We start from the raw sequence: 23,688 nt of genomic DNA, 5'->3' as shown, positions 1-23,688 counted from the left end.
TCCAACACACTTGGACCTAATCGAAAACCCAACAACCCCCAAACCTGCAACTATGGCAAAACAGATAACTACCGAAAAAGCGGTCAGTGAATTTAAGCAGCAGCTGATCACGGCCGGATACATTGTGGGCGGCCAGGCAATTGGTGCGCAGCTGAACGGGCTGGCCGTACCCGCTATCCTTGGCGGCAGCTCGGCAACTGTCCAGCAAGCGGCCCGCGTTGGCCTGCCCCTCACCCTGGGCATGGTCTTTACCATGTTCACCAAAAACAAACACCTTCGCGGTCTGGCCATGGGGCTCGGCGTGCAGGGCGTGATGGAACTGATCAAATTTGTCATGCCCGACTGGACGCCCTCCCAGGGCCTGATGGAAGGCAGCGAATACCTGTGGGACGACGGCACCCTGCCTGCCCAAGTCACTCCTCAGCCTCAGCTGCCGAAGGAAACCGGACACGTCTCCCAAATCGAAACCCTGTTTGAAGACACCGTGGAGGTATAACCCACCCTTTTACTCATAGCTCTCACTGGCCGGAGACTGCTTACGGGAATAAGCGAAATGGCCATACGGCCCAACCAAAATCTCTATACCACAACAAGCTATGAGCAACCAAATTACCAAAAAAGCAATTGTCCCCGCCAGTGCGCGCATCAAAACCTATTTTGACACCCAAAAGGTGGAACAAAACGGCGCTGTCGTCAACTTCTTTCCGCCCAACTCCACGCGGAAGATTACCCGTAACAACTACGTGGGCAATCCCTTCCCGGGCGAGCTTAAGCGACGCATCCTTGCCCTTTCCTTCGAGGTGACCAAGCAGTTCATCGAGGACGATGAGGCCAACGGCATTGATGCCCGCGCGATCGTCAACTCCCTGAAGGATGCGGGCGTGATCCTGCAGGCCGACAACGACAACAAAGAGTTCCTGCGGGTGCCCATCTCCAAACATTCCAACTTCTCCGGCACGGGCATGCACATGGTCGCGGGGACGGCCAATACCACCGATGCCCCGGTGGTCTTCAAGCGCATTGCCTCCCTGAAATCCGCCGATGAGTACCGCCTGGCCGACCCATTCGATCTGGCGGTCAATCAAACCCTGTCGCTCTCGGTCCATTTCGAGGATTCCTCAGTGTTCCCCAGTGACGAGAATTGGACGACTTCTGGCCAAGGCCTCCTCTACCTGCGAGCCAGCATTGTCGTCGCTGAAATGAAGCCCGAAAAATAGCCCATCTTCCCGGCAGCGGCCATCGGGTCGTTGCCGGCTTTTTTATTGCCCTAACACTTATCTGAATGCTAATGAAGATTGTTAAAAATTTTATTCCACCAACCCAGTCCAGCCCTTTTAATCCGGCCAAAGCTGTTGAACTACAAGCGGGAAGCAAAGGACATATCATGATGAATGGCATGGGCGGGGAAAGTTTCGGGGTCCGAAAGATATTGCCCTACGCCTTGGACATGAACAAAGTTTTCGTCTCCGCTCGACTTAATGAAGACCTCTATCTGTTTCGTGACCTCCAACTATCGGTTGTTCATCAACTGTTCCGCCGTATTGATGGCCTCTTAGCTCCATTCATCATTCAAAAAAGTAATAGCCTGGTCTTCGAGCTGACCAATACCGGTAACACGGCCCAGACGGTCAACATCCAGCTGGTGGGCTACGATCATTACAGTCTGACCAAACTGATAAATATCTATGCCGAAATTGGCAGCCCGATGCCCCAACCGCGCTTTCTCTACGGGCAAGCTACCCTGGCCCCGGGTGCGGTTAATATTGATATGGGTGTCAAAGCCAAAAGCATCGACGTGGAAGCCCGACGCCTGGCAATGATCAGCGACCGACCGGGCGATATCACTGCCAGCCTGAAAGTCTATAATACGACTATCCGCAACGAAGTTTATTTGGAACAGATTAACGACGAATTCGGCCCCTTCTATGCTAACGTCCCCTTTATCATTGGCTCCAACATGCCGTTTCAAGTGTATGCCTCTAACAAAGGAGCGCAGCAGGCTGGCGTAAGTTTCTTGTGCGAATCCTACGTGGTTCAGAAGTCTGATGCCAACCCGCTGGAGGTATAACCATATGTGGAACAGCCTCATCCAGTCGCTTTGCGAGCTCACCCTGAAAATGGATGCCCTATTAGATCAACTCAAGGTAAATGCACCTTCCATCGGGATCGGACCCGCCGGACGTATCGGGACCTCTATTTCCCCGGTCCTCAAACAGGGGACGAGTCCTGTCAAACTCGTGAATGGCAACCCTATGCGCCTGGGCGTCATCATCCATAACCACAGTGATGGTGAGTTTATGATCGCCCTGGACGAAGCACGCATCGACGAGCGCTATTACACGTTCCGGCTGAAGCCCGGGGAAACCCTCCACATGGACGAGCGGCAGTTCAAAGAGCTCTACAAAGGCGGCATGATGGGCCTGTGGGATGAGGCCTCCGGAGCCTTGGAGACCTCGAAAGCCCTCGTAACCGAACTCTTCTGGACGCAATAGCATGAGCGAGATCACCGGCAAATCCTTCACCGAACCATTTAAAATGCGCGTGGTCAGCGGCATGCTGGTCCGGGGCTCCATCCTAGTCAGCTGGGCGACCGGCACCAAGGCCTCCAGCCAGCTCGACTGGGGCTTTGACCCCTCGGTGCCCTATTCGACCCCGGAGTTTCACGGCTCCCCGGCCGAGATGATCCGCTACCACCAGGTGTACCTGCCCACCACCTACCTGGACACCGAGCATTTCTTCCGGGTGCGCTCCCGTACCGCTTCCGGCAAGGTGGGAAAGTCCCCCGTGTATTCGGTCATTGTCCCCAGCAAACTGCGGGCCGGAAGTGATCTGGCTACGACCCGGTTCAAACTGGATATCAAACCCATTACAGGCCAACAGGTTGAACAGCTATTGGATCTGTCCGGCTCGTTGCGGGCCGACTCGGAGCCGGAAGGTACTGGGGAGTTCAGTGCAACTACTACGACCGTGGAAAAAACCACCCAAGCGGCGGCCACCGGCAGCAAAAACATCACGACCAACTATAACCTAACCATCACCTGACGTGCAGCACATCCAACACGAACTTTCGGTCGGGCTCCCCCAACGGGGGCTAGACCTGTATTGCAACATCGGCCTGGGCGGTCGCCACCTGTACCGCATGAAATGCGACTCCTTTGTGGGCCAGTTTATCCGCGACCTCTATGGCCACTTCACCGGCGGGGCCTACGATGCCCTATACAATCCCGACTGGAACGGGCGGATCTACCCGCGAACCGTCGAAAACATCAGCTGGGATCCGGCCGCGTCCATGATGAAAATTCACGCCTCATCCAGCCTGTTTGACTGGGAGGACTCCTCGGAGTTCGCCTGGGATCCCGGGGAAGATCCGGTCTACGCGCTGATCTGGGGGTGCGCCAGCGTGCCCGCCCTGAACGGGTTTTGGCAGATCGGCCAGCGCAGTGGCACCACCGATTGGTGGCTTTCCGGGCTCACCACCGACATTTCGGCCGGTCACCTGGCGGGTGACGGGCAGGTCATCCTGAAGTGATTTGGACGGCGGGCCGTCTCCAACCAGGTGTACCCGTTGCGCAACTGGGAGGCGGTGATCGGATCCGGTACGCGCCCGGTATCGGCCGAGGATATGTCTCTGGCCTCCCACCTGGGCGGACTCTCGAAGGGGGCGGTCACGATCTCCCCGCTGATCACCGACCAGCAGAGCAGCAAGTTTAACATCTCCCGGGCTTTTACGAACACCGGCGGAGCCGACCTGTCTGTCAATGAAATCGGCATTCAGACCGGGCGGCAAGACGAGTTTACGCGAACCCCATACACGCTGCTGGCCCGGGACGTGCTGGAAGCCCCGCTGGCCCTGCCGGCGACCAAAACGCTAACTCTCGACTACGAGATTCTCACCCAGATCGAAAACTTCAATCAGGATACCGCCCTCCATGGCAGCAATGGCGGCTTTACCGAGGCCTTTACCAGTATGCTGCGGAGCCTGGCGGTGAGTGACAATTCCGATTCCTATCACACCCAATACTTTCTGAGCCTGTTCCCCGGGGGAGGTGGTGGCTACATGGAACGCAGCGGGAATCCGATTCCGGGCTGGAAATTTGGGATCCGGCTGGGCGCCAGCTCCAAGTTTGTCTCCATGACTGACACCGACCTGTCCCCGGACGCCACTGACCAGACGCCCTACGATGTAGGAGGAATTGCCCATGGGACCGGCGATGGGCTGCTGGTCCATCACGGGATGGTCGCCGATGACGCCCCGGTCATTGACCTGGAGGCCAACCAGGCCTGGTTCAATCTGCATCGCATCTTTGAAAACAAGGGCACAGTCCCGATAACGGTTAAAGAGATTGGCATCTACGGCAACAGCAAATCGACCTACAACTACGATTTCACGCCCACGCTGATAGCCCGCCGGGCGCTGGCCCCGGCCGACCAGTTTACCATCCAGCCAGGTCAGGCCATTCAGGTGACGTTCACAATTAAAGCGGTCGTCTGATGGCAGCCTCCTGGTCGATACCTGCCGAACTTACATACATCCGCCTGCGTGGGGTGATGGGGTATTTTTCCCAAGCATCCAGGCGGTATGGCTTGCCACTGACCCTGCTGCTGGCGGTCGCCTCCCGCGAGAGCCGGATGGGGCTTGCCTTGGATGCCAAGGGTACTGGGGACCACGGTAATGGGATCGGCATCATGCAGATCGACAGGCGGCATCATCCCGGGTTTACCGGCGCCCACTCTGGGCTGGACCACGCCCCCAACATCGACTACGGGGCCAAGTACCTGGGGCAGCTGATTGGCCGTTTCGGCGGGAACCTCCACCAGGCGGTGGCCGCCTACAACGCCGGGCCAACCCGCGTGGCCCAAGCAATACGGGCAGGACAAGATCCCGACCGAGTTACCACCGGCGGGGATTACGCCCGCGACGTGCTGGCCCGCCGGGACCTCATCCGCAGACTGCTTCCCGTGGCCCGCCCCTCCATGCTGGCGGTCCCGATCGGGCTGATGCTGCTGGCAGGCTACCTTTTTATCACTGAAACTCGAAGTAACCAACCAAACTAACCTAACCAACGAGGTACAACTATGTCGAATTCAACCTACGTGAGCTGCGGGTGCAGCCAAAACCCAGGCCTGGGCGAGGCCGTGGCCGGAATACCTGTGGCCCGGCTCCGAAAATGGGTGCAAGGCCTAAAACAGCAAGAAGGTGGACGCGTCCCCACGGTAAGTAAATTAAACGGGAATATGGGATGGTACAAACGCACCAAAGGCCCCGGCAACGAAAAGTACGACCTGTATGCCCATTTCGGATGGTCTGCCAGCAAGGTGCTAGACTATTTGAAACAGGCCGTACCCGAAGAGTTCGGTCTGGCCGCGAAAAAAACAGTGACGGCGACCAAAACGAAAGTCAGCCCTCCAACTGTAAAAGTAGCCGACTCTGCTGCTCCCACCCAATCCGAGAAAGCCCCTGCCGCCCCGTCCATTGGTGGGATCGGAAAATCCAAGCTCATCATCGGTGGGGGCGTGCTGGCAGCAGGCCTGGCCCTGCTGGTAATGACTCGTAATTAATCCGCAACAACCGAAAGGAAACCCGCTATGACAGACTCTTCATTTACCCCTGCCGGGTGCAATTGCGGGGCAGGCCTGGGAGAACCGGCCGCCCCCGATGCCCCGCAAACCACCCAAGACCTTATGGAAACAGCCAAAAAATATGTCAACAGCGAAATTCCGATGGGCATCAAAATTGCCGCCGGTCTGGGCGTGCTTCTATTGCTCGTCAAAGCATCGGGAGGTAGCTGACATGAACCGACATGATTACCTCGCCCTGCTGGACAGCTACGGCAATCACTTTTCGCCGGGCGAATTTGAAATTCAGGGACCCGGCACCCTGGCTCGCTTGGACGTGGGGTTCCTGCGCTCCTTCCTGGCCTGGCGAACATGGCATGGCCTACCGACCATGATCACATCAGCCTGGCGCAAAGGGGACCCGAAATCGCATGGACGTGGCCTGGCTTTTGATGTGCTCTTGTTTGAGGAGTGGCTGGCCGGTCAACCTTCGGCCCTCCAACATTGGCTACTCGCCACAACCTGGGGATTCCAGGGCGTGGGCTTGTACTTTGATTGGACCTATTCCAACAAGAAAGGAGAACAAGTACCTGCCATTGGGCTGCATGTGGATGGATGGTCTGGAGGCGGCCGGTCCCGGCGTCCACTCCGGTGGCTGCGGATAGATGGATTGTATTATTACCAATCACTTACTCGCGGTGATTTCTATTGCAAGACCAACCGGAATACCATAACCCTTGATGATGCCATAAAGAGGTACACCCCATGATCAACTCAAAAGCTGACAGCTTTTTCAAAAAGTACAAGGAACTGATTGTCACTACCATCATTTGCCTGTTTTTGACTGGTATCTACGATTCCATTAACAACCAGACTGCTGAAATCAAAAAGTGGTATGAGCTGATGATTGGAATCAACGAAAAAGTAAAAGTACAGGCTGACAACCTCAGCAAATTGGAAAAGAGCCTGGAAACGCATGTCCAGCGTACGGACGGGCGCTTTGACGAGCATAACCAGCGGATTCGATCCATCGAATTTGAAATTATCCCCCGCCGGATCAACCGATTTAAACCTTTAACCGAAGAGGACACGACTGATGCTGAAGATACTAACACCCATTATTAAGGCGGTTCCCACCTTAATTGGGCTTTTCAAAAGCAGAACCCCTAAAAAAGGCCGAGGAATCGTAAAAAGTGGCATCGCTAGCCTAACTATTTCCGGGCTACTATCGACCGGTCGGCTATCTGCCTCTGGTATTGATACAACTCTTTTGCTCACTCTCTCCATCCTGGAGATGATCGGTTACCTGTACGGGATGATCGCGATCTCATCTGGGGCCACGCAGACCAATCCTGTTGATGAATTGCTAAAAGGAAAAGGGGAAGGGTTATCAGACCTGCAGGCAAAGGTTTTAGGTCGGAAGTGGCTTCAGCAGATACAGGAGAATCAAAGTCATAGGATTCCCGGAAACTCCAGACTTGATAATGACCACTCCGAACTCAAGATCAAAACCGATAAAATTTTCCACTACAAATCCCATAAATCAAAGAAAAAACGATGATTACAACGCTATCTTTCTTATTCATTTCCACAATAGTTCTACTCAATACAGATTGGCTATCAGGCCTACTGGCTCCAAATAATTTGGCTGAAATTGGGGTGGTTATCCTTGGCATAATTGCCTTGTCAGCCTCAGTTCAAATTCGCGGGCTATTTGAGAAAGCCCAAGACATTCTTCGCTTGTATGCCCAATACACAGATCCTAAAAGCGAGAAAGGAAGTAAGCTCTCTCCCAAAGAAAAAGAGCGCCTGCTAGATCTTTTCTTGCATGAGCTGCGAATTGTTATTGATCAGTTTGGTGGGAAAATATTGATCCGTGTGGGGGGATTTATTCGGAAGGTATTCAATAAATTTGTTGAGTAGCATAATCCCTTCTTTAAAAAAGCAGTCTCAATTAACAAAGACTGCTTTTTTTCCTCCCAGCTATTCCCTAACTTTGGATTTGATTTTAAAGAGTTTCAAATGCAACAGATACGATCCACATACAAGAAAAGCCTCAAAGGCACCACGCTTGCCCTACTTTTCCTGTTTGGACTTCATTTTCTTGCCATTCATGGGCTTGTTGACAATCTTGTCTATTGCTTTGAGGAAAACGGGCAGATCAACATAGAATCCAAGGCCGGTTCCATCTTCAGCATCCCTTCGGAAGAGGTAGTACATGCCGAAGATCAGCATGATCATGAAGAGCCTACCTTTGATAATGTTGAAGACAGTCACCATGATGTCTCCCTATCTCTGATTTGCTCAAAAGAACAGCAGACTACACGTTTCGATCAGGAACGCACGCTCAAATTCCTTAATGGTATTCTTTACAGCACAGTTGAAAGCCTCCCGCAATCACAGGTCTTTCAACTTGTTTCGTACACGCCTCCCTTGATTGAGGATACGATAACAGCTTCGCTCAAGACGGTTGTCCGTATTCTCTACAACTAAGTAGTTCCAGCCCTTTCCATATCGCCATTTCACTTGCAAGTAATGTAACCAGATAAGGAACAGTTATATCCTGGCGGTTCTGCTTGCCCCTCTATAACAGCAAAATTTGGCTGGAAACACATGAAATTATTAAAACCACTACTACTGGCTCTCGGCATGCTCGTGCTTGCTGCCGGATGTGCCACAGAAGAAACCGTTATCGAAGCACCTTCAGAAAGCACGCTGGGAGACCAAACCTACGATACGTCTCCCGCCTTAAATCAGAATGTGAACCCGCAGGATACTGCAACCAAGGTCACCATTTCGGATACGCTGACCTTCTCAGATGCACTATCCAAAGCCCTGCTCGAAAATCCTCGACTGCAAAGCTACGGTTGGAAGGTGCGCGTGAAGGAAGCCGAACGCATTCAGGCTTCGCTGCTTCCCAACCCGCAGCTCAATGCCGAAATGGAAAACTTTGGCGGGACAGGTCCCTTTGAAGGCTACGGCGGCCGAGAAGTGACCGTCAAATTGGGACAGAAAATCCTGCTGGGTGCTGACCGTCTCAAGCGTAAACGATTGGCCGGTGCCACCAAAGAACTGGCCGGATGGGATTATGAAGCCCAACGGCTGGATGTGCTGACCGGCGTGACCAAAGCTTATATCTCAGCACTGGAAGCTCAGCGCCAGTGGCAGCAGCAAAAAGAGCTGGTTGATGTGGCGCAAAACCTGTACAACTCTATCTCTGCCCAGGTGAAGGCCGGTAAAGTCTCCAAGCTGGCGCAGACCAAAGCGCAGGTTGAGCTTTCCCGCGCAAAAATTGACTTGGAAAATGCTCGCAACCAATGGGAGTCCGCTCGTAGTTCACTGGCTGCCTACTGGGGAAGCGAGCAACCAAAGTTCAAGCAGTTAAAAGGTGAGCTGAGTATGCCTTCGGCTATTCCCGAGTATGCCAAGGTGCAAGCCTATATTCAGCGAAATCCGGATGTGGCACGGTGGGCTACCGAACTGCAGCAGCGCGAATCTGCTCTTGATCTTGAACAGGCAAAAGGCATTCCCAACATCACTGTGAGCGGCGGATACAAACGTGCGGAGGATTTAGGTGCCAGCGCTGCTATTGTAGGCGTATCTATCCCACTGCCTTTCTTTGATCGCAACCAGGGGAATATCAAGGCGGCGAAGTATGAGCTCAGTCGCGTGCAGACCCAACGGGAAGCGGCCGTCACCCAAACCTACAAGGCCTTGCAAACGGCATACAACCGACTGGATGCAGCTACCCATGAAGTCAACCAGCTGCAAGAACAGGTACTACCCGGAGCTAAAACAGCTTTTGAGGCGGCCCAAACCGGTTACCGACAGGGCAAGTTTGATTACCTGGAAGTACTGGATGCTCAACGCACGCTTTTTTCGACGCGCACCCGCTACATCCAGGCCCTGGCCGAATACAATCGGGCCGTAGCCGAAGTAGAACGCCTCATCGGCACGCCTCTCTCTGAAATTTCTGCAAACTAATTTTTGAACGAATACAGAATCACCAACCATGAAGAATCTAACTGTATTAACACTTACCGGACTTCTATTAGGAAGTCTTTTGACAGGCTGTGGATCTAATTCTAATTCCCAAGCCAACACGCAAACCCAGCAACATCAACCCGAATCGCAACACAGCGAAGAAACCGAGCAGCATACTGAGGAAGGTGGACAACACAATGAAGAATCCGGACAGCATGCCCGTGAAGTGCATCTTACTGAGCAGCAAGAAGGTAACCTCGGCATCAAGGTGGAAACGCTGTCCGAGGGAAGTGCTTCCTCAACCATTTCACGTCCCGCCAGCGTCGGATACGATCTGGATCAAATTGCCAAAGTTGGTCCCCGGATCGAAGCAAAGGTTGTGAAAGTCATAAAGGACTTGGGAGAACGAGTCCAAAAGGACGAGCCCATTGCACTCATGAGCAGCGTGGGCCTGGGAAAAGCCAAAGCTGAATACATTCGACTTCGGGCCCGGCTTAAAGCCGAGCAGGCACGCTACAAACGCGAGCAGTCGCTGTATGACCAGGAAATATCCTCTCAAGCCGAGCTGCTGGATGCCGAAGCTAACTACCAAGAGGCCAAAGCCGAACTGAATTCTGCGGCGGAAGCGTTACGCCTTTACGGGTTGTCGCAAAACGACATTAAAAATATTGAGGCGGGCACCGATCAGCCCTTATCCCACTTTTATCTGACAAGTCCGCTCGACGGGGTTATTCAAGAGCGGGATATTTCGCCCGGACAAACCATCAGCCCTAGTGAGACGCCCATCCACGTAGCGAACCTCTCCAAAATGTGGGTGATGATCGATGCCTACGAGCAGGATATCCGGTATCTGGACAAAGGCCAACAAGTAAGCCTCTCGGTTAGAAGCATCCCTGGAGAGACCTTTGAGGGGAAGACAGACTGGGTTTCATATAGCCTGGAAATACAGACGCGAACCATGCCGGTTCGCGCGGTTGTTGAAAACCCGAACCGAAAGCTACGGGCCGGAATGTTCGGTACCGCTCGCATATCAACAGGGAAAGAACGGAACGTTGCCATGATTCCCATTGATGCGGTACAAACGATTGAGGGTGAGCAAGTGGTCTTTGTCCCCGGCAACGAGGACGGCAGCTACAAGCCTGTCGAGGTTATGCTGGGCAGTGAAAATGAGGGCTATGTGGAAATTGCATCGGGCCTGAAGCCCGGCCAACAAGCCGTCATTGCCGGAGCTTTTGACCTGAAATCAGCCCTTACCGCTCAGGGACGAAGCGCATCCCACGGACATTAACTGCTCGTTGCAATATCGAATTTCTTAAATGACAGACTTATGCTTCAACAAATAATTGACAAAGTATTAAAGAATCGTTTGACGATCCTCATTCTGGTGGCGGCCGTTGGCGTCTATGGATACTTCTCTTTTGAGGATGTCCCTATCGACTCCTTCCCGGACGTATCGCCCACCATGGTGCAGGTGTTTACGTCCAGCCCCGGTCTTTCCCCGGTGGATGTTGAGACGCAGATCAGCTATCCTATTGAAATCTCGATGTATGGGCTGCCTAAGCTGGATCGCGTGCAGAGTACCTCCATCTTCGGGCTTTCGCGCGTAAATATATACTTCGAAGACGGCACCGACATCTATTTTGCCCGTCGGCTGGTCATGGAACGACTCTCCAAAGCAAAGGAATCTATCCCCGATGGGCTGGGACAACCGCAACTGGGTCCCATTACTACGGGACTTGGGACCATCATGATGTACGAAGTAACCAACACCGATACCGCCAACCATTCCCTGATGGAGCTTCGCACCGCCCAGGACTGGATCGTAAAACCCCAGCTGCGAACTGTGCCCGGGGTTACCGGTGTGCTTTCTTTGGGTGGCGATGTCCGACAGTTCCAGGTCAATGCCAATATGAACGCATTGATTTCACGCGGGCTTACCCTGGAGGATCTGGAAAAAGCCATCAACAGCAACAACCGCAATGTAGGTGCTTCCTTTTTGGAACGAGGCGGCGAAGAGTATCTCGTCAGGGGCTATGGTTGGATTAATCCAGACAAAGAAGGCCTACAGGATATCCGAAACATTATTGTAAAAAACTCTGGTGGCACACCCATTTATGTCAAGGATGTCGCCAAGGTGGAATTCGGCTCCGAGATTAAACGGGGCACTCTTATTAAAGACCAAGAGGAATCGGTTGGGGGCTTTGTGCTCAAGCTCATTGGCACTAATACCCAAGACTTGCTGGCCCAAGTGGATCAGAAGATTGATGCCATTAACAAAGCTCTGCCCGACGGTATGGTTATGAAGCCGTTTTACTCGCAAGGACAGCTCGTTAGTAAAGCCGTGGGTACAGTCAGCAATGCCCTGTACATCGGGGCCATTCTCGTGCTGGTCATTCTCTACTTTTTTATGGGGGACCTTCGCTCGACGCTTATCATTATATCCACCGTTCCTATTGCCTTTCTCATCGCCTTCATTGGGATGAACCTCATGGGCATTTCGGCGAACTTGATGAGTCTGGGGGGCTTGGCGATCAGCATTGGTATGATCGGGGACAGTGCCACCGTGATCGTGGAAAACACCTACCGCCTGTTGGAAGAACGAGATACCGAAAACGTATCCCTGGTGCGGGTGGTAGGCGAAGCAGCTCGGGAAGTGATACGTCCGGTGATCTTTGCGACTAGCATTATTATCATCGTATTTATTCCCCTCTTTTCGCTGGAAGGCGTCGAGGGTAAAATGTTTAAGCCACTGGCTTACACCATTACCTTTGCCTTGGCCGGAGCCATCTTTCTGGCCTTGACCTACATTCCGGTCATTTCCAGTTTTATCCTGCCGGATAAAGGGATGGACAAAGAGCCGTGGTTGGTCCGCAAGGTGAAAGGGTTCAGCCGTCCGCTAATTGAAAAAGCCACGAAATTCCCCAAGATGGTCTTTGGTGGAGCCTTGGTGCTGTTTGCCGCAAGCATGGCGGTATTCCCATTCCTGGGAACCGAATTTCAGCCGACCTTGCGAGAAGGGACCTTTGCAGTACGCTCTGTACTGCCTCCGGGCGCTAACCTCCCAACCACCAAGGAATACACGAAGCGTATTCAGGAGTCGATGCAAACCTTTCCCGAAGTGCAGGGGATCTATTCCCGCGTGGGACGTGCCGAAGTAGGCGGCGATCCCGAGCCGGTAAATGTGGTGTTCAATGTAGTAAACCTTAAACCACTTGATGAGTGGGAAGCAGGACGTAGCTATGAAGAACTACAGTCGGCCATGGCTGAAAAACTGAATGAAGATCTCCCGGGCGTGGCTTCCAACTTTTCTCAGCCTATCCAGCTTCGTACGGATGAGCTACTCAGCGGCGTTCGCGCCCAGGTCGTTGCCAGCTTGTATGGTGATGATCTGGATACCCTGGCTCAAAAGGCCCAAGAGATTGCCGAGGTCGCCAAAAGCGTAGAAGGAGCGGTGGATGTCCGCGCCCAGCAGCAGGGTGGCAAACCGCAAATCCTGGTACGACCTGATCGCGGGCAGCTGGCCCGACTGGGCATCAGTATCGATGACTTTCTGAATACCGTAGAAACCGGTATTGGCGGCTCGGTTGCCGGGCAGGTATTCGAGGGCATTCGCCGCTTCGATATCTTCGTGCGCCTACAGGAGAACCAGCGCAAACGCATTGAACAAGTTCGGGAGTTGCCCGTGCGCACGGCTAAAGGTTCCCTGGTACCGCTCTCCCAGATTGCAGATGTGGAGGTCTTTACCGGTCCCAAACAAATATCCCGCAACAAAGCCAGTCGACGTACATACGTGCAACTGAACGTACGCGGTCGAGATATGGGTAGTGTCGTGAACGAGATCAGCCAAAAAGTCGAAGAGCAAGTAGATCTACCGGCCGGATACTTTACCGAATACGGCGGACAGTTTGAAAACCAACGGCGTGCGATGAACCGGCTGATGGTCGTGGTTCCCATTACCCTGGGACTGATCTTCTTTATGCTGTTTTCCACCTTTGGCAGCTGGCGCTATGCCGTGCTCATCTTTCTAAACATTCCCTTTGCTACCATCGGGGGGATCTTTGCCCTCTGGATATCCGGACTGTACCTCTCGGTACCGGCAGCGGTAGGGTTTATCGCGATCTTCGGAATTGCGGTACTCAACGGGCTGGTCATTGTATCCTACATCAATCAGCTGCGGGAGGAAGGAATGTCCACCGAGAAGTCAGTCGTACAGGCTTCACTGTTACGTTTGCGTCCCGTACTGATGACTGCGCTAACCACCGGCCTCGGACTGTTGCCACTATTGCTGGCCAATGATATCGGCTCCAACGTTCAGCGTCCGCTGGCAGCTGTGGTTGTAGGGGGACTGTTTACCTCCACGCTGCTTACGCTGGTCGTACTGCCGACCATCTACAAGTGGTTTGCCGAACCAGTCACCCACGCCGAACTGTAAATTTCTAATACAACTTGGCCAGTTTTTGAAACTGGCCAAGTCTAAACCAAGATTATTATGAAAGAGATCAAAGCTTTTATTCGAACCAACATGATCGATTATGTTATTGATGCCCTTGAAAACCTTGAGAATGCCCCCGGCATCACGCTCAGTGACGTGCGCGGTTGGGGACATGCCCAAGAAAAAGAAGCGGCTCAACTGGTCCAACGCATTAAGCTGGAAACTGTCGTACCCACAAATAGAGTTGATGAAATAATTTCGGTGATCGTTGAAAAGGGGCACACCGGAAACTACGGAGACGGAAAGATATTTGTATCCAACGTAGAACAAGCTGTACGAATCCGCACGGGGGAAACCGATAACGATGTCATACGATAACCAACGTCCCATCACTATCCCCGAGACTGTCACTGTTTGACCGCAGTGACAGTTTTCTCAAATTATCATACCTTTTAAGTTATGGATCACAAACATTTTCATATCAAAAACATGGTGTGCAGCCATTGCGCTGAAGTTCTGCAGGAAAAACTCACCGATGCCGGCTTCGATGTTCAAAAGATTGAACTTGGTGAGCTGTACCTATCCGAAGCTGTTACCAAGAAAGATTATGAGCGTTTGGTATCCATTATTCGCAATAATGGCTTTGACATCATCGATGATGAAAACAGCCGCACCGTAGAACAGATTAAGCAGCTTATTATCCAGCAAGTCCGATCAGAGGAACCATTGGAAAAGAACCTGTCGGATTATCTCTCTGAGAACATTCACAAAGACTACCAGCACCTTAGCCGCCTGTTTTCGGGAGTCGAAGGCAAGTCTATCGAGCGGTACTTTATCCTGCAAAAAATTGAACGGGCCAAAGAACTCATCGTTTATGATGAAAAGACGCTTGGCCGGATCGCATTGGAACTTGACTATAGCAGCCAGCAACATTTCTCTAGGCAGTTCAAAAAAGAAACCGGGTTGTCGCCGTCCCATTTTAAAGAGATCAAGGAGAACAAACGAAATTCAATTGATCGGCTATGAGCAAGGTGCAATTAAAATCAACGATTACCTGCCCTGAATGCGGAGAAACAACAACCGAAATTATGCCAACCGACTCCTGCCAGTATTTTTGGGAATGCCCCAATTGTGGCAACCTACTAAAACCCAACAAGGGTGACTGTTGTGTGTTTTGTTCGTATGGTGATATTCCCTGTCCACCTGTTCAAAAGAATGAACAAAATTGCTGTTAACATAATATTCTAACGCTGATCCATCCACTGTCGGATCTGCTGACTGCACGACAACTTTATAACCGCTGTCCCACACTCATTTTCCGCATAATTTTGCACAAGATTCACATAAAGATGCAAGCACTCTTTGCGACCGGCATTTATTTTGGGAGTAGAAATTGAAGGTCGAAGAAAACACGTAGTGTATATGATTGAAGTGAATGCTCATACTGATGACGATATTCTTACCATCAAAGCATCCGGCAAGCTTTCAAAAGAAGATCTGGATGACCTCGAACCGGATTTAAACAAGTTTGCAACTGCATCTGATGACCCCCATTTAATCATGATACTGGAAGATTTTAAGGGATGGCAGGATACCGCAGCATTTTGGAAAGACTTGCAGCTTGATGCCGAATACATTGGATATTTTGATCGCATTGCGGTAGTGGGAGATAAACAATGGCAAGAGTGGGGTACGAAGCTTGTCGATCCCATTACCAAGGAAGAAATGCATTTCTTCCCCATTGACAAGGCCGAGAACGCGTGGGAATGGCTCAAACAAAATCACAACTGATTAATGATGACATTTATAAAAAGATATAAAGATGCCGTAGCCAGCGCCCTTTTTTTAGCAGCGGCCTTGATTGTTGAACACGGGTTTTCGTTTGCTGGTCAGCCCTACGTGTACTTGCCATTGTATGGGCTTTCCTACATCGTTGTGGGTGGACCTGTGTGGATGAAAGCATTCAAATCGATAAAAGGGGGTACCATATTCAGTGAGTTCTTGCTGATGGGCATTGCCACTGTTGGTGCTTTCGCCATTGGCGAATATGCAGAAGGCGTGGCTGTCATGCTCTTTTACATGGTAGGCGAATATGCCCAGGATGGAGCGGTGAACCGGGCAAAGCAATCCATTAAGAGCCTGATAGATCAACAACCGGATACGGCTACGCTAGAACGCAATGGATCAACGGAAAGCGTTCATCCCTCCGAAATTGAAACAGGTGAAATCATCCAGGTAAAACCCGGCGAAAAAGTACCACTGGATGGCGAGCTCCTTACCGAAAAGGCTTCCTTTAATACCGCAGCACTGACCGGTGAGTCAAAACCCATGAGTCGGGAATCCGGGGAAGAGGTATGGGCCGGCTCAATCAACCAGGATCGACCGGTCCGCATTAAAGTGACCAGCGGCTATGAAGATACCAAGCTATCCAACATTCTGACGATGGTCCAGGAGGCCTCCAAGCGAAAAGCTCCTACGCAACGGTTTATGACGAGGTTTGCCAGCATCTATACCCCCATCGTCGTTTGGCTGGCGGTAGCTCTTACGTTCGTCCCTTATTTAGTAGTTGAAAACTATGTCTTTCAGGATTGGTTCTATCGCGCTCTTATTTTCCTTGTCGTCTCTTGTCCGTGTGGATTAGTTATTTCCATTCCCCTCGGTTATTTCGGTGGTATCGGTGCAGCCTCCCGAAACGGCATTCTGCTTAAGGGTTCGAATTTCCTTGATCAGCTGCGAAAGATGAAAACCTTGTTCATGGACAAAACAGGCACGATGACCGAAGGCAGCTTTGAGGTTCGCGATATCCATCCCGTGAATGGATATAGTCAAGAAGAGTTGCTTACACTGGCCGCTTCCCTGGAACAGGGCTCCACCCATCCGATAGCAAAAGCGATCCTCAACCGTACCAATGGGCAACAGCTGCATCCCGTAGAAAATCAGCAGGAAATTTCCGGCAAAGGATTGAAAGGTACAGTCAACGGGAAAACTGTTGTCGTTGGAAACGGAGATCTGTTAGAACAGCATGGTATCAGTATATCTTCCACCGACCTTGATGATCCTTATACCTATGTGCATGTGGCCGAGGATGGCACCTACGTTGGCACCATCAGCATTGCGGATCAGATTAAAGAGGATAGTAAGCAGGCTATTGCGGGCCTTCGAAAACATGGAGTCAACGAAATCGTGATGCTTTCCGGAGATAATCAAGAAGTGGTTGATCATGTATCTCGAAAGCTGGGCTTAGATCGGGCATATGGAAGCCTGATGCCTGATGAAAAATATCGCCACGTCGAGCAAGCGCTAAGCCCATCCAAAACAGTAGGATTTATCGGAGATGGGGTCAATGATGCCCCAGTCATTACGCTGGCTGACATTGGTATAGCCATGGGCGGCATTGGATCGGATGCTACCGTTGAAACCGCTGATGTGGTTATTCAAACCGACCAGCCCTCCAAGATACCTTTAGCTATTGACATCGCTAACTTTACGCATCGCATCGTATGGCAAAACATCGGGTTTGCGCTGGGGATTAAAGTCTTGGTAATGGTGCTCGCTACCATTGGCATGGCCACCATGTGGGAAGCTATATTTGCTGATGTCGGTGTGGCCCTTATTGCTATCGGCAATGCGATCCGCATACAAAATAAGTACTCGGATAAGGAGTTTAGCCTTACTGCTAAAAACCATTCTACAAGACAAGTGAAAGAAGCTAAATCCTGTTGTGAGGACTAAGTTCTAAGCTCAGGTATCAGGAAACCTTTTCATAGCTTTCATATTAGTTGTTACATATGATGTAACATGGACTTCCAAAATCGACCTCTATGAATCAGAAAGCCATATATCAGTTTGGCTTCGGAACAGGCCAGTCAGACAATCCAGTGGCAATACTTGCAATTGGGGGCGCTTAGAATAGGATTACGGTTGGTATTTTGTTCTTTGGTTTTACTCAGTCAGACACACTTACAAAAGTTGTACAACTGACCTGACACATCTGTAAGCGCCCGTAGCTCAATTGGATAGAGCGTTTGGCTTCGGATCAAAAAGGCATAAAAGGCAATTACTACCGTAAGAAGGCTAATTTTCAGGCGAAATATTGTTCTCCATGGACTGGAAAACGTTAGAAAAATTCCTGCCGCTGGGTTCCTGGAAAATATCGAGGTCAAAGAATGCTACCGTCGCATAGAGGTGGTCAAAAATATCTGCCTGAATGGTCTCATACTCCAGCCAGGCGGTGGTATTAGTAAAACAGTAGATCTCCAGGGGGATGCCCCGGCTCTCCGTTCCGAGCTGGCGAACCATCACGGTCATATCCTGGTTAACTTGGGGATGGTTTTTCAGGTATAATTCAACATACTTTCTGAACACGCCAAGATTGGTCATTCGCCGTCCGTTGATCAATACAGACGTATCCAGATTATGTTTTTCATTGTATTCTTCAATCTCTTTCTGCCTTGTTTCTAGGAACTCTTTGAGCAGGTGGTATTTTTTGAGCTCCTCGCGCATCTCCGGATCCACAAATTTTACTGTCTGCGAATCGATATAGATCGCCCTCTTGATTCTCCGGCCGCCACTCTGCTGCATGCCTCTCCAGTTCTTAAAACTGTCAGTGATAAAATAATAGGTCGGAATGGAGGTAATGGTTCGGTCCCAGTTCTGAATTTTTACCGTGTTTAGATTAATTTCAATCACATCCCCGTCCGCGTTGTATTTTGGCATCTCTACCCAGTCGCCCACCCGCACCATATCATTGGACGACATCTGCACGCTGGCCACCAGCCCGAGAATCGTATCTTTAAAGATCAGCAGGACAATGGCTGTCATCGCGCCAAATGCACTAAGGAAATATACGGGTGACTGCTCCAAAATCAGGGAAAGGACCAGAATACCGGTAACGATATACAGGATGATTCTTGCCAGCTGAAAATAGCTTGCAATCGGTTTATCTTTAAAGATGGGATGGGAAGCAAGCCCGTATTGCGCAACCCTGAGAAAGGCAAAGATAATGGTCATGCCCACAATCAGCAGATAGCTGTCCGTTATTTTAATGATAAACGGAAGGGCCTGCTCAAAGTCGGCGAAAATAACGGGGGCCATGATGCGGACTAAAATGGCAGGAATGATATGGGCTACATTATTGAATACCTTGTGATCGGCCAGGGCATCATCCCATGTTAGAGATGACTTCCTTACAAACTTATAGAGATAGTGGATGATAATCCGCTTCGTAATAACATAAGCGATTCCCGAGAGCAGGATCAGAATCAGGATAAAAAGTATAAGCCGCAGATAGACCGCCCACTCTTCGGGAATTCCTGTATTTACCAGTAGTGATTCAATCCACTCTTCAAGGTGATTCATGGTTTCATTTATTATTTTATAAAATATGAATTGTTGCCCTTCAAATATCCGAGCTAATATATCACATCAACAATATATTGCCTGAGTTCAAGTAATAAGTGCAACACGTAGAACGACCTCAGGGGCGCGTCCCTGAGGTCGTCGGCCAAGCGGGTTATGTTCGTGTTGCTATGCAAGAATACACCCAACTCAGTGAAGACAATCGTCATCAAATCAAAGCTCTGTTGGAAGCAGGTCATACCAAAAGCGAGGTGGCCCGGACCATCGGCGTGCATCGCTCGACCATCGGCCGGGAGCTCAAACGTAATGTAACCACCGACAGCCCGGAGGGCAAAGATTATTGCCCGAAGCAAGCCCAGCAGCTGACCGACCAGCGAAACCCAAGGCATGTCGGTTTACCGAGGCTCTTAAAGATCAGGCTCGCCGCTGGCATGTCATGGGCATCGATGGGGCTTCCCATGAGACGATCTACCAGTGGATCTGGGCGGCGAAGCTTTCCGGGAATTCCCAAGACAAGGACCTCTACAAGCAGCTCAAACATGGCCAGGGTAAATCCAGGCGGGGCAACCGGCAGGACAGCAGGATATTGCCGAGGCGCTGGGGGCCAATTACGTACTTTAACGCCCGATTCTCTACTTCTGACTGGGTGAATTATCGGGAGGGGCTCAAAATATATCTCAGGTCTCTAAATATCATTTTGACCCAGTAATGATATGAGCCTCTTCGGAACTGCTGTCGTTCTTTTGGTGGCGTACATTCTGTAAACCCCCTTCCTGGAATAGTTTTATTACTTCATCAGGCTGATAAAGATTTTGAAACACCTCCCGATTATCAGTTACCGCTGAGCCCTTACTTTCCATCAGCTCCTTATCCCGGAATGCACAAAAGAATTGGCCATTGGGTTTGAGCACCCGTTTTACTTCCCTGATGTTTTCCACGGGATCAGGCCAGAAGTAGATCGTATTACAGGTAAATACTTTATTAAAGTAGCCCTCGGGATAAGGTATATCGGCAATGGAGGCTTGTTTGAGGACAAGTTTCCCATTCTCAATCCATTGCCTGTTTCGATTGGTGGTCACCTTGACCATTTGCTCGGAAATATCAATGCCATGCAGCTTGCCTTCCGTAATTTTGGGCAGCATTTGGGAAATTAACCGACCATGACCAAAGCCAATTTCCAAGATATGATCGTCCTGTTGAGGGTCCATTAGTTCCAGGCCAAAATCCTCTATATGCTGGTTTTCATGATTAAACACCAAAGGCGCCATAAGACGGCCAAACCACCCGAAAGGATTTCGCGCTTGTCGTGCCAGATAGTTCTTGATTGTTGATAACATCGTGTTCAAAACTTTTTCGTTACAATTCTATTCAATTATCAATCAGTCTCGCTTCTGTTTTGCTATAGGCGTGCGAAGCATGCCGCTGACTGTTTGATCGTCTTCCCGGTCAAACTCATCCAATCCTAATTCGATGTTCTCTGGGTGCGGATTATGCCGGAAGGTTTTGGCCAGCCGATCCCAAAACGAAAACAGCGAGCTGTAGTTGGAGTCGGTCTCTGGCTGCCAGCGGGAGTGGTGCACGCGATGCATATTTGGAGAAACAATAACGGCACGCAGCATGCGATCAACCTTTTCAGAAATGTCGATATTGGTATGGTGGAACTGGACTACCGCAAACATGAGCGTCTCGTACAGGACGAGTTCCCACAGGTAAACCCCAAGCAATCCGATGATGAGAATACGGAACGAGGAGGAAAAGAATATTTCCCCGATATGAAAACGGTTTGCCGTCGTCACGTCCATGTTGGGATCGGAGTGGTGAACCCGATGGAATCGCCAAAAGAACGGGATTTCGTGGTTGATACGATGCCAGGCGTAGCTCCAGGCATCGAACAGCAGTACGGCGCCAACAGCATGGGCCCAGGTTGGCAGCCCAACCCCATCCTGCAGCCAGTGCAGGAGTCCGAATCGGTATTCGTCAGCCCAGACCGAGGCAGCAAACCAAAGTCCTACAAAGACAATAGCTACCAAGGCTGAGTTGAGCGCTCCGAGCGTGAGGTTCCGGACGGCATGTTTGCCACGATCTTTCCATGATCCACGGAAATGCTCATAGAATGGATGCAGGCTTTCCCATAAAAATAGCAGAACCAGTCCTGCGAGCATGGCAATAACTTGCGTTTGTTGTAGGGCGGAAAGGAGTGCTTGCATAATAATAGGTCTTTTCTGTTAGGATTCTGATGCAAACTCGACATCTCTGCCGGCCGCTTCGTCGTTCGCTATGGCCTGTTCTAAATTATCTAATAGCTCATCTTCCGGAATCCGGTGAATACGGGCCGCATTGCGAATACTCATAATGCGAGCCATCAGTGAGAAGAAGCCATCACGCATATCCGGACAGCCGTGTTTGCGAAATACCCGGTAGGTCTGCGGATGACGATCCAGTAGTTCGGCTACTTTTTGGTTAGGTGTGATTGAAGAACTCATAATCAATAGACTTTTTAGGTTATATTTACTACGCGAGCATCCAGCTTTGGCAAAACCGTTTCCTTTATATAAGGCTTGACGCCTTCTCGACCAGTAAGGGTCAGCCACACCGGATCCTGCTGGGGCGGAACCGTAATGCTAAACTCAAAAAACGGACAACACTGGCGTTCTCTGGCGATAAACGATCCCGCCTTGCTGATTAGGCCGGTTTCCGGAGGAAGCCGAAACGCATATCCGTCTTCGGTTTCCCGAACTTTGGTTATGGCGTTAAAAATGGTTTCTGCGTTGTGCTTGTGATCCTCAATGTTCTCTTCTGCAATGGCTGAGAGATCACAGGCTATGGGTGTTGTATTGCTCATATCTGAATAGGTTTTATTGGATTACTGTTTCAGTGAATAAAAACATAACAGGTTTCGATAAACTATTCAATAGAATAATTGATTAGTTGTATACGAATTTTTATCTTAATGTTTCACTGAACGGAAAAAGAAATATTGAGATATGGAAAAACGGACGTTTAAAAACAAAGTGTATCAGCAACTGGCTAATATTGTAAAGGCCATGTCGAACCCACATAGGTTGGAAATCTTGGAGCTGTTGGCCCAGGGACAATTCTCGGTCGCCGAAATTGCCGAGGAAACCGACATTACTGGGGCCAATGCCTCCCAGCACCTGCAAGTGCTCAAGCAAGCCCAGTTGGTTGAAACCCAGCGTGATGGAAACCGGGTGTATTACCAACTCGCAGGACAGAGTGTATATAAGGCTTGGAAGGCCCTTCGGGATCTGGGTATTGAACGGATTGCTGAAATAGAACGGGTTATCCAACAGTTCCGGGAGTCCCGGCAATCCCTGGAAACACTGTCGAGCGACCAACTGGCCGAAAAAATGAAGCAGGAAGACATTACCATTGTGGACGTGCGCCCGCAGCAGGAATTTGATGAGGGACACATTGCCGGAGCACTCAATATTCCGGTGGGAGATTTATCCGAAAAGATGGATGAACTTCCGAAAGACCAAGAGGTGGTGGCGTATTGCCGAGGGCCTTTCTGCGTCTTCGCCGATGATGCGGTTGAGCTGCTTCGCAACAAAGGATTTAATGCGAAACGCTTAGATGAAGGGTATCCGGAGTGGATGATTGAGCAACTACCCATAGAACAATCGTAACATTAATACCAGAGCAATTGTAACATTAACACGAGAATGCTAATAAACAAGTACATCGAACTGTTATGAGATCTTTAACTATAACATTCGCATTACTTTTCATGATAACACTAATAGAACCACTTCATGCTCAGAGCCAGAGACAGGTTCAGAAATTCAGTATTGAAACAGAGCCGGTCGCCTATATTCTGGGTGGAGCAGGAATCACCGGCAGTTACCAACAGGGCTCGTGGACCTATAGCATAGAGGCCTATGGGGAACTCACGGTTCCGGAATCCCAACACGGAAACGAGGGCTTTACCGCTGGCCTAAAAGGCGTGATTTTCCAAGCAGAGCGGTTTATCACCGGAACGGACGGGTTCTATATCGGGCCTGAGTTTGGAATAGCTTCTGCTGACATAACGTTAAAATCTACCAATGAAAGCAGAACTTACACGGGCTATTCGGTCGGACTTCGAGGTGGTTACCATTGGAATACCGGTCTCGGTAACCTGTACCTGAGCCCTGTCGTCGGTCTCGGATATACGTTGAACAACAAAGACATCGAGATCGGAGGGCAAACATTTGAAAGCGGGCCTTTCACGCCCTGGGGCACCGTTGGCATAGGATGGAGCTTCTAAAAAGTAATCACAAGGTAATCCTCAAGGATATAGAATACTTATTCCTTCAAAGAGGTGGATTTCTCCCCAATTAGAATATGACATATATCAA

At 50.5% G+C, this 23,688-nt stretch carries 31 protein-coding genes and 1 pseudogene; 27 read left to right on the top strand and 5 right to left on the bottom strand.

Going from position 1 to position 23,688, the window contains the following annotated elements:
• The first annotated feature begins 52 nt into the window (after positions 1–52).
• From NC796_RS01910 to NC796_RS01800, 23 genes are all read left to right on the top strand, one after another.
• Positions 53–496: a hypothetical protein gene (locus NC796_RS01910; protein WP_310681585.1), complete on the top strand. Its 444-nt coding sequence runs from the start codon at positions 53–55 to the stop codon at positions 494–496.
• A 100-nt stretch (positions 497–596) separates the two neighbouring features.
• Positions 597–1,217 (top strand): hypothetical protein, encoded by a 621-nt coding sequence (locus tag NC796_RS01905; protein WP_310681577.1) that lies wholly within the window; start codon positions 597–599, stop codon positions 1,215–1,217.
• Between the two features lie 71 nt (positions 1,218–1,288).
• Positions 1,289–2,068, top strand: coding sequence for a hypothetical protein (locus tag NC796_RS01900; protein ID WP_310681575.1), 780 nt, complete (start codon positions 1,289–1,291; stop codon positions 2,066–2,068).
• Entirely contained in the window at positions 2,046–2,492 is a 447-nt protein-coding gene (locus tag NC796_RS01895; RefSeq protein WP_310681573.1) for a hypothetical protein, read from the top strand. The genes NC796_RS01900 and NC796_RS01895 overlap by 23 nt, the downstream gene beginning before the upstream one ends.
• Positions 2,493–2,637: 145 nt before the next feature.
• Positions 2,638–3,042, top strand: a complete 405-nt coding sequence (locus NC796_RS01890; protein ID WP_310681571.1) for a hypothetical protein — start codon at positions 2,638–2,640, stop codon at positions 3,040–3,042.
• A 1-nt stretch (position 3,043) separates the two neighbouring features.
• Positions 3,044–3,529, top strand: coding sequence for a hypothetical protein (locus tag NC796_RS01885; RefSeq protein ID WP_310681570.1), 486 nt, complete (start codon positions 3,044–3,046; stop codon positions 3,527–3,529).
• Positions 3,530–3,556: 27 nt separating this feature from the next.
• Positions 3,557–4,492 (top strand): hypothetical protein, encoded by a 936-nt coding sequence (locus NC796_RS01880; RefSeq protein WP_310681568.1) that lies wholly within the window; start codon positions 3,557–3,559, stop codon positions 4,490–4,492.
• Positions 4,492–5,055: a transglycosylase SLT domain-containing protein gene (locus tag NC796_RS26740; RefSeq protein WP_409070340.1), complete on the top strand. Its 564-nt coding sequence runs from the start codon at positions 4,492–4,494 to the stop codon at positions 5,053–5,055. The genes NC796_RS01880 and NC796_RS26740 overlap by 1 nt, the downstream gene beginning before the upstream one ends.
• Before the next feature lie 21 nt (positions 5,056–5,076).
• Positions 5,077–5,559 (top strand): hypothetical protein, encoded by a 483-nt coding sequence (locus NC796_RS01870; protein ID WP_310681564.1) that lies wholly within the window; start codon positions 5,077–5,079, stop codon positions 5,557–5,559.
• 27 nt (positions 5,560–5,586) lie between these two features.
• Positions 5,587–5,790: a hypothetical protein gene (locus NC796_RS01865; protein WP_310681562.1), complete on the top strand. Its 204-nt coding sequence runs from the start codon at positions 5,587–5,589 to the stop codon at positions 5,788–5,790.
• Between the two features lies 1 nt (position 5,791).
• On the top strand, positions 5,792–6,325 hold the full coding sequence (locus NC796_RS01860; protein ID WP_310681560.1) for a hypothetical protein: 534 nt from the start codon (positions 5,792–5,794) through the stop codon (positions 6,323–6,325).
• Positions 6,322–6,681: a hypothetical protein gene (locus NC796_RS01855; RefSeq protein WP_310681558.1), complete on the top strand. Its 360-nt coding sequence runs from the start codon at positions 6,322–6,324 to the stop codon at positions 6,679–6,681. Before NC796_RS01860 ends, NC796_RS01855 begins: the two co-directional genes overlap by 4 nt.
• The gene (locus NC796_RS01850) at positions 6,653–7,117 is read left to right on the top strand and encodes a hypothetical protein (RefSeq protein ID WP_310681557.1); all 465 of its coding nucleotides are present in this window, start codon (positions 6,653–6,655) and stop codon (positions 7,115–7,117) included. The genes NC796_RS01855 and NC796_RS01850 overlap by 29 nt, the downstream gene beginning before the upstream one ends.
• Complete coding sequence (locus tag NC796_RS01845; protein WP_310681555.1) at positions 7,114–7,479, top strand: hypothetical protein; 366 nt, start codon at positions 7,114–7,116, stop codon at positions 7,477–7,479. The genes NC796_RS01850 and NC796_RS01845 overlap by 4 nt, the downstream gene beginning before the upstream one ends.
• Before the next feature lie 99 nt (positions 7,480–7,578).
• Complete coding sequence (locus NC796_RS01840) at positions 7,579–8,049, top strand: hypothetical protein (protein ID WP_310681553.1); 471 nt, start codon at positions 7,579–7,581, stop codon at positions 8,047–8,049.
• 120 nt (positions 8,050–8,169) lie between these two features.
• On the top strand, positions 8,170–9,540 hold the full coding sequence (locus NC796_RS01835; protein ID WP_310681551.1) for a TolC family protein: 1,371 nt from the start codon (positions 8,170–8,172) through the stop codon (positions 9,538–9,540).
• Positions 9,541–9,568: 28 nt separating this feature from the next.
• Positions 9,569–10,828, top strand: a complete 1,260-nt coding sequence (locus NC796_RS01830; RefSeq protein ID WP_310681549.1) for an efflux RND transporter periplasmic adaptor subunit — start codon at positions 9,569–9,571, stop codon at positions 10,826–10,828.
• Positions 10,829–10,867: 39 nt separating this feature from the next.
• Entirely contained in the window at positions 10,868–13,972 is a 3,105-nt protein-coding gene (locus NC796_RS01825; RefSeq protein WP_310681547.1) for a CusA/CzcA family heavy metal efflux RND transporter, read from the top strand.
• A gap of 57 nt (positions 13,973–14,029) precedes the next feature.
• Entirely contained in the window at positions 14,030–14,350 is a 321-nt protein-coding gene (locus NC796_RS01820; RefSeq protein ID WP_310681545.1) for a P-II family nitrogen regulator, read from the top strand.
• A gap of 81 nt (positions 14,351–14,431) precedes the next feature.
• Positions 14,432–14,998, top strand: a complete 567-nt coding sequence (locus tag NC796_RS01815) for an AraC family transcriptional regulator (protein ID WP_310681543.1) — start codon at positions 14,432–14,434, stop codon at positions 14,996–14,998.
• Entirely contained in the window at positions 14,995–15,207 is a 213-nt protein-coding gene (locus NC796_RS01810) for a GDCCVxC domain-containing (seleno)protein (RefSeq protein ID WP_310681541.1), read from the top strand. Before NC796_RS01815 ends, NC796_RS01810 begins: the two co-directional genes overlap by 4 nt.
• Positions 15,208–15,352: 145 nt before the next feature.
• The gene (locus NC796_RS01805; protein WP_310681539.1) at positions 15,353–15,763 is read left to right on the top strand and encodes an STAS/SEC14 domain-containing protein; all 411 of its coding nucleotides are present in this window, start codon (positions 15,353–15,355) and stop codon (positions 15,761–15,763) included.
• A 3-nt stretch (positions 15,764–15,766) separates the two neighbouring features.
• Positions 15,767–17,704 (top strand): heavy metal translocating P-type ATPase, encoded by a 1,938-nt coding sequence (locus NC796_RS01800; RefSeq protein WP_310681537.1) that lies wholly within the window; start codon positions 15,767–15,769, stop codon positions 17,702–17,704.
• Positions 17,705–18,046: 342 nt separating this feature from the next.
• On the opposite strand, the gene NC796_RS01795 is transcribed toward NC796_RS01800, so the two are convergent.
• Complete coding sequence (locus NC796_RS01795; RefSeq protein WP_310681535.1) at positions 18,047–19,330, bottom strand: mechanosensitive ion channel family protein; 1,284 nt, start codon at positions 19,328–19,330, stop codon at positions 18,047–18,049.
• A gap of 170 nt (positions 19,331–19,500) precedes the next feature.
• On the opposite strand from NC796_RS01795, the pseudogene NC796_RS26735 reads away from it, so the two are divergent.
• Together NC796_RS26735 and NC796_RS01785 are read left to right on the top strand one after the other, a co-directional pair.
• Positions 19,501–19,584 (top strand): annotated as a pseudogene (locus NC796_RS26735) (hypothetical protein); the annotation flags it as partial.
• Positions 19,585–19,766: 182 nt separating this feature from the next.
• Positions 19,767–20,039 (top strand): hypothetical protein, encoded by a 273-nt coding sequence (locus NC796_RS01785; RefSeq protein ID WP_310681531.1) that lies wholly within the window; start codon positions 19,767–19,769, stop codon positions 20,037–20,039.
• On the opposite strand, the gene NC796_RS01780 is transcribed toward NC796_RS01785, so the two are convergent.
• The 4 genes from NC796_RS01780 to NC796_RS01765 are packed head-to-tail and all read right to left on the bottom strand — an operon-like array spanning position 20,023 to position 22,172.
• Positions 20,023–20,667 (bottom strand): class I SAM-dependent methyltransferase, encoded by a 645-nt coding sequence (locus NC796_RS01780; RefSeq protein ID WP_310681529.1) that lies wholly within the window; start codon positions 20,665–20,667, stop codon positions 20,023–20,025. The genes NC796_RS01785 and NC796_RS01780 overlap by 17 nt on opposite strands.
• 42 nt (positions 20,668–20,709) lie before the next feature.
• Positions 20,710–21,537 (bottom strand): sterol desaturase family protein, encoded by an 828-nt coding sequence (locus NC796_RS01775; protein WP_310681527.1) that lies wholly within the window; start codon positions 21,535–21,537, stop codon positions 20,710–20,712.
• Between the two features lie 18 nt (positions 21,538–21,555).
• Positions 21,556–21,813, bottom strand: coding sequence for a DUF1858 domain-containing protein (locus tag NC796_RS01770; RefSeq protein ID WP_310681525.1), 258 nt, complete (start codon positions 21,811–21,813; stop codon positions 21,556–21,558).
• 14 nt (positions 21,814–21,827) lie between these two features.
• A complete protein-coding gene (locus NC796_RS01765; RefSeq protein ID WP_310681524.1) occupies positions 21,828–22,172 on the bottom strand; it encodes a hypothetical protein in 345 nt (114 codons plus the stop codon).
• Positions 22,173–22,314: 142 nt separating this feature from the next.
• Here NC796_RS01765 and NC796_RS01760 point away from each other — a divergent pair, with 142 nt between their 5' ends.
• Together NC796_RS01760 and NC796_RS01755 are read left to right on the top strand one after the other, a co-directional pair.
• Positions 22,315–22,977 (top strand): metalloregulator ArsR/SmtB family transcription factor, encoded by a 663-nt coding sequence (locus tag NC796_RS01760; protein WP_310681522.1) that lies wholly within the window; start codon positions 22,315–22,317, stop codon positions 22,975–22,977.
• 101 nt (positions 22,978–23,078) lie between these two features.
• Positions 23,079–23,597 carry an autotransporter outer membrane beta-barrel domain-containing protein gene (locus tag NC796_RS01755; protein ID WP_310681521.1) on the top strand — a complete coding sequence of 173 codons (519 nt, stop codon included), beginning with the start codon at positions 23,079–23,081 and terminating at the stop codon, positions 23,595–23,597.
• The last annotated feature ends 91 nt before the right edge of the window (positions 23,598–23,688 follow it).

Source organism: Aliifodinibius sp. S!AR15-10 (genome assembly GCF_031569985.1).
Taxonomy (GTDB): domain Bacteria; phylum Bacteroidota; class Rhodothermia; order Balneolales; family Balneolaceae; genus JAMQKA01.
Note: the sequence above shows the minus strand (reverse complement) of the source record. Positions and strands in the feature narration are given on the sequence as shown.

What these genes read in the sequence shown, in the direction of transcription:
- NC796_RS01910 (WP_310681585.1), top strand. Translation starts at nt 53, where the DNA reads ATGGCAAAACAGATAACTACCGAAAAAGCGGTCAGTGAATTTAAGCAG.
- NC796_RS01905 (WP_310681577.1), top strand. Translation starts at nt 597, where the DNA reads ATGAGCAACCAAATTACCAAAAAAGCAATTGTCCCCGCCAGTGCGCGC.
- NC796_RS01900 (WP_310681575.1), top strand. Translation starts at nt 1,289, where the DNA reads ATGAAGATTGTTAAAAATTTTATTCCACCAACCCAGTCCAGCCCTTTT.
- NC796_RS01895 (WP_310681573.1), top strand. Translation starts at nt 2,046, where the DNA reads ATGCCAACCCGCTGGAGGTATAACCATATGTGGAACAGCCTCATCCAG.
- NC796_RS26740 (WP_409070340.1), top strand. Translation starts at nt 4,492, where the DNA reads ATGGCAGCCTCCTGGTCGATACCTGCCGAACTTACATACATCCGCCTG.
- NC796_RS01870 (WP_310681564.1), top strand. Translation starts at nt 5,077, where the DNA reads ATGTCGAATTCAACCTACGTGAGCTGCGGGTGCAGCCAAAACCCAGGC.
- NC796_RS01865 (WP_310681562.1), top strand. Translation starts at nt 5,587, where the DNA reads ATGACAGACTCTTCATTTACCCCTGCCGGGTGCAATTGCGGGGCAGGC.
- NC796_RS01860 (WP_310681560.1), top strand. Translation starts at nt 5,792, where the DNA reads ATGAACCGACATGATTACCTCGCCCTGCTGGACAGCTACGGCAATCAC.
- NC796_RS01855 (WP_310681558.1), top strand. Translation starts at nt 6,322, where the DNA reads ATGATCAACTCAAAAGCTGACAGCTTTTTCAAAAAGTACAAGGAACTG.
- NC796_RS01850 (WP_310681557.1), top strand. Translation starts at nt 6,653, where the DNA reads ATGCTGAAGATACTAACACCCATTATTAAGGCGGTTCCCACCTTAATT.
- NC796_RS01845 (WP_310681555.1), top strand. Translation starts at nt 7,114, where the DNA reads ATGATTACAACGCTATCTTTCTTATTCATTTCCACAATAGTTCTACTC.
- NC796_RS01840 (WP_310681553.1), top strand. Translation starts at nt 7,579, where the DNA reads ATGCAACAGATACGATCCACATACAAGAAAAGCCTCAAAGGCACCACG.
- NC796_RS01835 (WP_310681551.1), top strand. Translation starts at nt 8,170, where the DNA reads ATGAAATTATTAAAACCACTACTACTGGCTCTCGGCATGCTCGTGCTT.
- NC796_RS01830 (WP_310681549.1), top strand. Translation starts at nt 9,569, where the DNA reads ATGAAGAATCTAACTGTATTAACACTTACCGGACTTCTATTAGGAAGT.
- NC796_RS01825 (WP_310681547.1), top strand. Translation starts at nt 10,868, where the DNA reads ATGCTTCAACAAATAATTGACAAAGTATTAAAGAATCGTTTGACGATC.
- NC796_RS01820 (WP_310681545.1), top strand. Translation starts at nt 14,030, where the DNA reads ATGAAAGAGATCAAAGCTTTTATTCGAACCAACATGATCGATTATGTT.
- NC796_RS01815 (WP_310681543.1), top strand. Translation starts at nt 14,432, where the DNA reads ATGGATCACAAACATTTTCATATCAAAAACATGGTGTGCAGCCATTGC.
- NC796_RS01810 (WP_310681541.1), top strand. Translation starts at nt 14,995, where the DNA reads ATGAGCAAGGTGCAATTAAAATCAACGATTACCTGCCCTGAATGCGGA.
- NC796_RS01800 (WP_310681537.1), top strand. Translation starts at nt 15,767, where the DNA reads ATGATGACATTTATAAAAAGATATAAAGATGCCGTAGCCAGCGCCCTT.
- NC796_RS01795 (WP_310681535.1), bottom strand. Translation starts at nt 19,330, where the DNA reads ATGAATCACCTTGAAGAGTGGATTGAATCACTACTGGTAAATACAGGA.
- NC796_RS01785 (WP_310681531.1), top strand. Translation starts at nt 19,767, where the DNA reads ATGGGCATCGATGGGGCTTCCCATGAGACGATCTACCAGTGGATCTGG.
- NC796_RS01780 (WP_310681529.1), bottom strand. Translation starts at nt 20,667, where the DNA reads ATGTTATCAACAATCAAGAACTATCTGGCACGACAAGCGCGAAATCCT.
- NC796_RS01775 (WP_310681527.1), bottom strand. Translation starts at nt 21,537, where the DNA reads ATGCAAGCACTCCTTTCCGCCCTACAACAAACGCAAGTTATTGCCATG.
- NC796_RS01770 (WP_310681525.1), bottom strand. Translation starts at nt 21,813, where the DNA reads ATGAGTTCTTCAATCACACCTAACCAAAAAGTAGCCGAACTACTGGAT.
- NC796_RS01765 (WP_310681524.1), bottom strand. Translation starts at nt 22,172, where the DNA reads ATGAGCAATACAACACCCATAGCCTGTGATCTCTCAGCCATTGCAGAA.
- NC796_RS01760 (WP_310681522.1), top strand. Translation starts at nt 22,315, where the DNA reads ATGGAAAAACGGACGTTTAAAAACAAAGTGTATCAGCAACTGGCTAAT.
- NC796_RS01755 (WP_310681521.1), top strand. Translation starts at nt 23,079, where the DNA reads ATGATAACACTAATAGAACCACTTCATGCTCAGAGCCAGAGACAGGTT.